Here is a 6,285-nt window from a genome sequence, read left to right on the forward strand (position 1 = left end):
TTCCGGGGTGGGGCCGGAGGGCGGGGGTGTGGGGGGGGGGGGGCCGGCGCGGGGGGGGGGGGGCCGGGGGGGGGGCGCCCCCCCCCCCCCGGGCCCCACGGATCCGGCGATCCGCTGGTCCAGCGGGCTGCCGATCCGTCGGCCGAGGACTTACGCCCCGCTCTCCCGCAGCATGTCCTCGCGCTCGACGATCTTCACGCGCTCGCGGCCCTGCGGCTCGCCCAGCGCGCGCTCGGCGGCGTCCAGCTTGTACCAGCCCTCCCAGGTGGTGAAGCGGACGTTCCGCTCGGCGAGGAAGGCGTCCACGGCCTCCGGCTCGGGTGCCGAGGGGGTGTGCAGCCGGCCGTTCGCGTGGTCGTCCAGCAGATTGGCCACCGTCTCGTTGGCGTCGCCCTTGGTGTGCCCGATCAGGCCGATCGGCCCGCGCCGGATCCAGCCGGTGACATAGGTGGACTGGAGGTGGCTGCCGCTCTCCTCGATCACCCGGCCGCCCTGGTCCGGGACGGTGCCGGACTCGATGTCCCAGGGGAGCTTGGGCAGCTTCTCGGAGAGGTAGCCGACCGCGCGGTAGACGGCGGTGACGTCCCAGTCCTTGAAGACGCCGGTGCCCTTGACGTTGCCGGTGCCGTCGAGGGCGGTGCGCTCGGTGCGCAGACCGACCACCTTGCCGTCCTCGCCGAGGATCTCCGCGGGGGACTCGAAGAAGTGCAGGAACAGCTTGTGCGGGCGGTCGCCGGCGTCGCGGATCGCCCAGTTCTCCAGGGTCTTGGCGACCATGTCGGCCTGCTTGTTGCCGCGCCGGGTCTCGATCGAGCCCTTGTCGTAGTCGATGTCCTCGGGGTCGACGATGACCTCGATGTTCGGCGAGTGGTCCAGCTCGCGCAGCTCCATCGGGCTGAACTTGGCCTGCGCCGGGCCACGGCGGCCGAAGACATGGATCTCCCGCGCCTTGTTGGCCTTCAGACCCTCGTAGACGTTCGGCGGGATCTCCGTCGGCAGCAGCTCGTCCGCCGTCTTGGCGAGGATGCGGGCCACGTCCAGGGCGACGTTGCCGACCCCGAGTACGGCGACCTTCTCGGCCTCCAGCGGCCAGGTGCGCGGCACGTCCGGGTGGCCGTCGTACCAGGAGACGAAGTCGGCGGCGCCGTAGGAACCCTCCAGGTCGACGCCGGGTATCGGCAGCGCCCGGTCGGCCATGGCGCCGGTGGAGAAGATCACCGCGTCGTAGAAGGCGCGGAGGTCGTCCAGGTTGATGTCCGTCGGATAGTCGACGTTGCCGAACAGCCGGATCTGCGGCTTGTCCAGGACCTGGTGCAATGCGGTGATGATGCCCTTGATGCGCGGGTGGTCGGGCGCGACGCCGTAGCGGATCAGGCCGAAGGGGGCGGGCATCCGCTCGAAGAGGTCGATGGACACACCGGGGTCGGCGGCCACCTCGGACTTGAGCAGGGCGTCGGCGGCGTAGATCCCGGCGGGGCCGGCTCCGACGATGGCTACCCGCAGGGGGCGCGGCATGATCAGGTTCCCTTCGAGCGTGAACAGGCGACTCGATCGGGAAGCCTAAACTAAGGCAGACCTAAGTTGGTACGCGGGTCCGGTCTATGACCTCATAAGGGCATCTTATGACTTGTCCAGTGCGGCCTTATGGTGGGTGTCCGGGTCGCGAGTGCCCCTAGGCGGGCCTGACGATCCGGTGGATCGCCGTCTCCCCGGCGCCGAGGACCGACTCCTCGCGGATCGACGACCCCGGGCCCGGTGCGTGCACCATCATGCCGTCGCCGGTGTACAGACCCACGTGCCGGTCGTCGTCGAAGAACAGCACGAGATCACCGGGTTCGATCGCGTCGAGCGTGATCGGGGCACCGGCGAGCGCCTGCTGGTGCGCGGCGCGCGGCAGGGTGACACCGGCGGCCTTCCATGCGGCCTGGGTCAGGCTGGAGCAGTCGTAGGAGTCCGGCCCGGTCGCACCCCAGACGCAGGGCTTGCCGAGCTGCGCCCGGGCGAACGCGATGGCCTTGGCGGCCCGTGGGCCGACGACCGGCGCGGCCGTCGTACCGGCGCCTGCGGTCCGGGCCGGCTGCTCGGCGCCCCGGGCGAGCAGATCGCGGGCTGCGGTGAATCTGCGCAGGTTCTCCGCCTTGGTCACGGTGGGCGCGGCGCGCCCCGGCGCGGCGACCCCGGGCAGGGTCCAGGGCCCCGGCGCCGCTGCTCCGGCCGCACCGGTCACGGGAAGCACGGCCGTTTCCATGGCGCCGTCCCCGCCCGCTGCCGGGCCGGCTCCCAGGGGGGTTCCTTCCAGCGCGCCGAGGCCGACGGCTTCGGCCGCTCCGGTACCGGGAACCGGCGGCTCCGGCGGAGCCGTGGTGCCGAAGTCCGTTGCGGGCCAGTCCACGGGCGCGGCAGTGTCGAGAACGGGGGCGGGCCAGCCTGTCGTGCGTTCCGCTGTGTCGGGGCCCGGACCGGCGACCGACCAGTCGGGTCCGGACGGCGCCGACAGCGGGGCCGGGCCGGAAGCGACCGGCAGCGGTGCCGTGAGGTCGGGGAGGTACGGCGATGTCTGTGCAGCTGTCCCGGCAGCGGTGGGCAGTTGGGGCTGGAGCAGCGCCGGGGGTGGGCCGGATGGGCCGGTCAGCGCCGGGTGTCCGGGGGTCGCGCTGACGGCCGGCATAGGGATGGTCGTGTCCGGTGCGAGGGCGGCCGGCATGAGGCTGGTCGTGTCCGGCGCGAGGGCGGCTGGGGTACGGCTGGTCGTGTCCAGTGTGAGGCTGGCCGGGGGGAGGCTGATCGCGTCGGACGTGGTGGTGGCCGGCGGGCGACTGGGCGTGTCCGGTGTCGGTGCCGGGGGCAGCTCGGCCATCGGGCGCCCCGCGGCTCGCTCCAGGGCGGGTGCCGGCAGCGCGGCCCGCAAGGGCTCCTCCCCGGTTCCGGGAGCCCCGCCGGACTGGCCGAGGGCGCGCGGGGGTGCGGCCGGGCGGGGCGGGAGCCGGTCGGCCGGCAGCACCGCGGGGACGGTCGGGCCGAGTTGGGCGCGTGCCGCCTCGAACCACTGCCGGGCCACCTGGTCGAGCACGGGATCGGCGGTCCGCCCCGCCCGCCCGGCCGGCGGAACCGCCCGTGAGCGCGTCCGGGCCGACAAGGCACGGGTGGCGTTGTAGTTACCGGTCGCGTTCTCGGCCTGGTCGTACAGTGAAGCGACCCGCCGCCGCACCTCGTCGCGACTCTCCGGCGCCATGGAAGACGTGCTCCTTCCTTGCCCCGCAAGGCAGTTGGACGGCGGGCACCCGGTGGTCAGCCGGGCGGCCTCCGCGTCAACCTAGCCAACGTGTGTACCCCCTGTGAAGGTTGAGGCGTGGAATGTCCGATACGTATTTGTGATGTTCGCCGCGATGTTCGACGGGGAAGAAGCGATGCCCGTGTTTTCCTGTGAGAATCCGCTGAATGCGCGATTCCGTTGAACACGTCGGCCCCGCGCCGCGTATCACACGGGGGCGCTCCATGCCAACGAGCAGTGATCAGACACAGAGGCCCACCTTGGCACGCAACCGGCCCAGACGCCCGACCGGTCCCCGGCGCACGACCCTCGCGGCGCTCGCCCTGCTGCTCGGCGGAGCAGCGCTCGCCGCGGTGAACGCCCCCGCAGTCCCCGCCGTGGCCGCCGAGGGCCGCAGCGGCGCGGGCCAGGCCGGCAACGGCCCCGTCGTCTCCGACTACGCCGACATCACCGCCGAACCACCCGCCGCGCCGAACCCGGCCCTCCGACCCGGGGCCTCGCGCGGCAGCTTCAGCTCCGACTGCGGGGCCGACACGGAGGGACTGTTCAACTCCGACAACCTCATCGTCGCCCCCGGCGTGTCCGATGGGGCCCACCACGTCCACGACTACATCGGCAACCAGGGCAACAACGCCTTCGCGAGCGACGCCGACCTGGCCAAGGCTCGCACGAGCTGCGCCGACCAGGGGGACAGGTCCTCGTACTACTGGCCGGTGCTGCGCCTCCAGGACGGCACACGGGAGCGGGACGCCGACGCCCCGGGCGGGGGCACGGAGGGCAACGCGGGCAGGATCCTCACGCCCAAGCAGGTGACGCTCACGTTCGTGGGCAGCCCGGTCGGCAGGGTCACGGCCATGCCGCGCTTCCTCCGCATCATCACCGGCGACGCCAAGGCCCTGGTCAACGGCCCCGGCAACGCCAACGCCTCGTGGAGCTGCACCGGTTACGAGGACCGGCAGCTGACGGACAAGTACCCGCTGTGCCCGTCCGGCAGCGACGTCGTCCGCACGTTCCGCTTTCAGAGCTGCTGGGACGGCCGCAACACCGACAGCGCCGACCACCGCACCCATGTGGCCTTCACCGACGCCGACGGATCCTGCCCGGCCGGATTCCGCGCCATCCCGCAACTGGTGCAGCGCATCGTCTACGACGTGCGCGCGCCGAGCCTGCGGGACGGCGGCCGTACGGTCCCGCTGTTCGCGGTGGATTCCTTCCCCGACCAGCTGCACAAGCCCGTCACCGACCACAGCGACTTCATCGCCGTCTTCGCCCCGGACCTGATGCGGAAGATCGTCGACTGCATCAACACGGGCCGTGTCTGCGGCCGCCCGGACCCCGCCGCCCTCACGGCCGCGGCCACCCCCGCGGCGGGCTCCGGCGCCGGTGCCGCGCCCGTGACCGACGCCCTGACCCCCGTCTCCGCCGCACCGCGCCCGGCCACGCCCGGCCGGAGCGCAGCCCACCTCTGGCCCGCGGCCGTCGGCACACTGCTGGGCCTGTCAGGGCTGTTCATGTTCCTGCGGGCCCGGCGTCTGCGCTACTGACGCAGGACTAAGCGCCGGCACACCGGTTGCGGCCCTCAGCCGAGCTCGAGGGTCTGCTTGGCCAGGTCGTACGCCGGCCGCATCGCCTCGTGCTCCTCGGTGTCCATGCCGCCGAGGTGCAGGACGACCGGGCCGTCCGGCGTGCTCACCGCGAACGCGCACTCCTTCTTCGTCTCGTCCAGGAGCTTGCTGGTGTAGAGATACTCGACCTCCACGCCGGAGACCCCGCCGCCGGTCGTGAAGGAGTGGTACTTCTCCTTGCTCACGTTCTCCTCCGCGGCGACGAACTCCCGCAGCACACGGCCCGGGTCGGAGGAGCCGGGCTTGCCGGTCCACACCCGCAGGAAGCCGATGTTGCCGGCCGGCTTGGCGTCGACCTCGCAGGCGGCGGTGACCGGCCCCTGCCGCAGCAGGGCTTCGGCGAGCGCCCCGCCCGGGTCGCCGCCGGATCCGTCCGAGCCCTTCGACGCCTTCGACGACTCCGCCCCGGAGTCGACGGACTTGGCCTTCCAGTGCCGGGCGATCTCGAAGCGGACGGGGAGTTCGCAGGCGCTTCCGGCGGCGCCGATCGTGCCCCCGCTCGCCGCCCTCGCCGTCGCCTTCACGGTGCCCGCCGAGGTCGAGGCACCCGGGCGGCCCGCGCCGTCCGAGTCGGCGCAGCCGCTCAACACCGCCGCGAGCAACGCCGTTCCCGCCGCCGCGCACACCGTGGTCCTCCGTACGATCCCCACCTTGACCTGCACTTTTTTCCTCCCCTTGGTCCGGCCGGACACTGTAGCCGAGGGCGCGGACGACCGAGGAGGCAATAACGGGCGGGGTTTGCGGCGAGCGGCGGCCGCACGGCAGGGTGCTGGACGTGCCTACCTTGCTGATCATCCATCACACCCCGTCGCCCAACTGCCAGACCCTGTTCGAGTCCGTCGTCTCCGGTGCGACGGCCCCGGAGATCGAGGGGGTGCGCGTGCTGCGGCGGGCGGCCCTCGCCGCCACCGCCTCCGATGTGCTCGAGGCCGACGGCTACCTGCTCGGCACGCCGGCGAACCTCGGCTACATGTCCGGCGCGCTGAAGCACTTCTTCGACCAGATCTACTACCCCTGTCTGGACGCGACCCGGGGCCGCCCCTTCGGCTACTACGTCCACGGCGGCAACGACGTCACGGGTGCCGTCCGCGCCATCGAGTCCGTCACCACCGGACTCGGCTGGCGGCGCGCGGCCGAACCGGTGACCGTCACCGGTGAGCCCGGCAAGGCCGACACGGAGGCCTGCTGGGAGCTGGGTGCCACGCTGGCGGCGGGTCTGATGACCGGCGACTGACGACTGTGAGGGAGGGGGGTCGGGTGCTCTCCCGTGTCGAAGCGCTTCGACACCGCATGGGCCGGCGGCGGGGGGCAATCGACATGGAGTTAAGTTTTAAAAACCCCCTTGTTCAGCGAGGGCCTGCCCGGCAAGGCGCAGCGCAGGTGTGGAAA

General features: G+C 72.5%; 4 protein-coding genes and 1 pseudogene. 2 read left to right on the plus strand and 3 right to left on the minus strand.

Annotated elements, in window-relative coordinates; translation table 11 throughout:
* Positions 1-150: 150 nt before the first annotated feature.
* Positions 151-1,515 (minus strand): FAD-dependent oxidoreductase, encoded by a 1,365-nt coding sequence (locus ACFVIU_RS13740; protein ID WP_385842574.1) that lies wholly within the window; start codon positions 1,513-1,515, stop codon positions 151-153.
* A 157-nt stretch (positions 1,516-1,672) separates the two neighbouring features.
* Positions 1,673-3,232 carry an NlpC/P60 family protein gene (locus ACFVIU_RS13745; protein WP_385842575.1) on the minus strand — a complete coding sequence of 520 codons (1,560 nt, stop codon included), beginning with the start codon at positions 3,230-3,232 and terminating at the stop codon, positions 1,673-1,675.
* A gap of 437 nt (positions 3,233-3,669) precedes the next feature.
* Between ACFVIU_RS13745 and ACFVIU_RS13750 the strand changes: the two are divergent.
* Positions 3,670-4,815 (plus strand): annotated as a pseudogene (locus ACFVIU_RS13750) (DUF1996 domain-containing protein); the annotation flags it as partial.
* A 35-nt stretch (positions 4,816-4,850) separates the two neighbouring features.
* Here the strand turns inward: ACFVIU_RS13750 and ACFVIU_RS13755 are convergent.
* Positions 4,851-5,558 carry a lipoprotein gene (locus ACFVIU_RS13755; RefSeq protein ID WP_385842576.1) on the minus strand — a complete coding sequence of 236 codons (708 nt, stop codon included), beginning with the start codon at positions 5,556-5,558 and terminating at the stop codon, positions 4,851-4,853.
* A gap of 113 nt (positions 5,559-5,671) precedes the next feature.
* On the opposite strand from ACFVIU_RS13755, the gene ACFVIU_RS13760 reads away from it, so the two are divergent.
* Complete coding sequence (locus tag ACFVIU_RS13760) at positions 5,672-6,130, plus strand: flavodoxin family protein (RefSeq protein ID WP_385842577.1); 459 nt, start codon at positions 5,672-5,674, stop codon at positions 6,128-6,130.
* The last annotated feature ends 155 nt before the right edge of the window (positions 6,131-6,285 follow it).

It is taken from the genome of Streptomyces sp. NPDC127190 (assembly GCF_042672505.1).
GTDB lineage: Bacteria > Actinomycetota > Actinomycetes > Streptomycetales > Streptomycetaceae > Streptomyces.

Excerpts from the sequence above, each read along its gene's own strand:
- ACFVIU_RS13745 (WP_385842575.1), bottom strand. The coding sequence starts at position 3,232 with ATGGCGCCGGAGAGTCGCGACGAGGTGCGGCGGCGGGTCGCTTCACTG.
- ACFVIU_RS13740 (WP_385842574.1), bottom strand. The coding sequence starts at position 1,515 with ATGCCGCGCCCCCTGCGGGTAGCCATCGTCGGAGCCGGCCCCGCCGGG.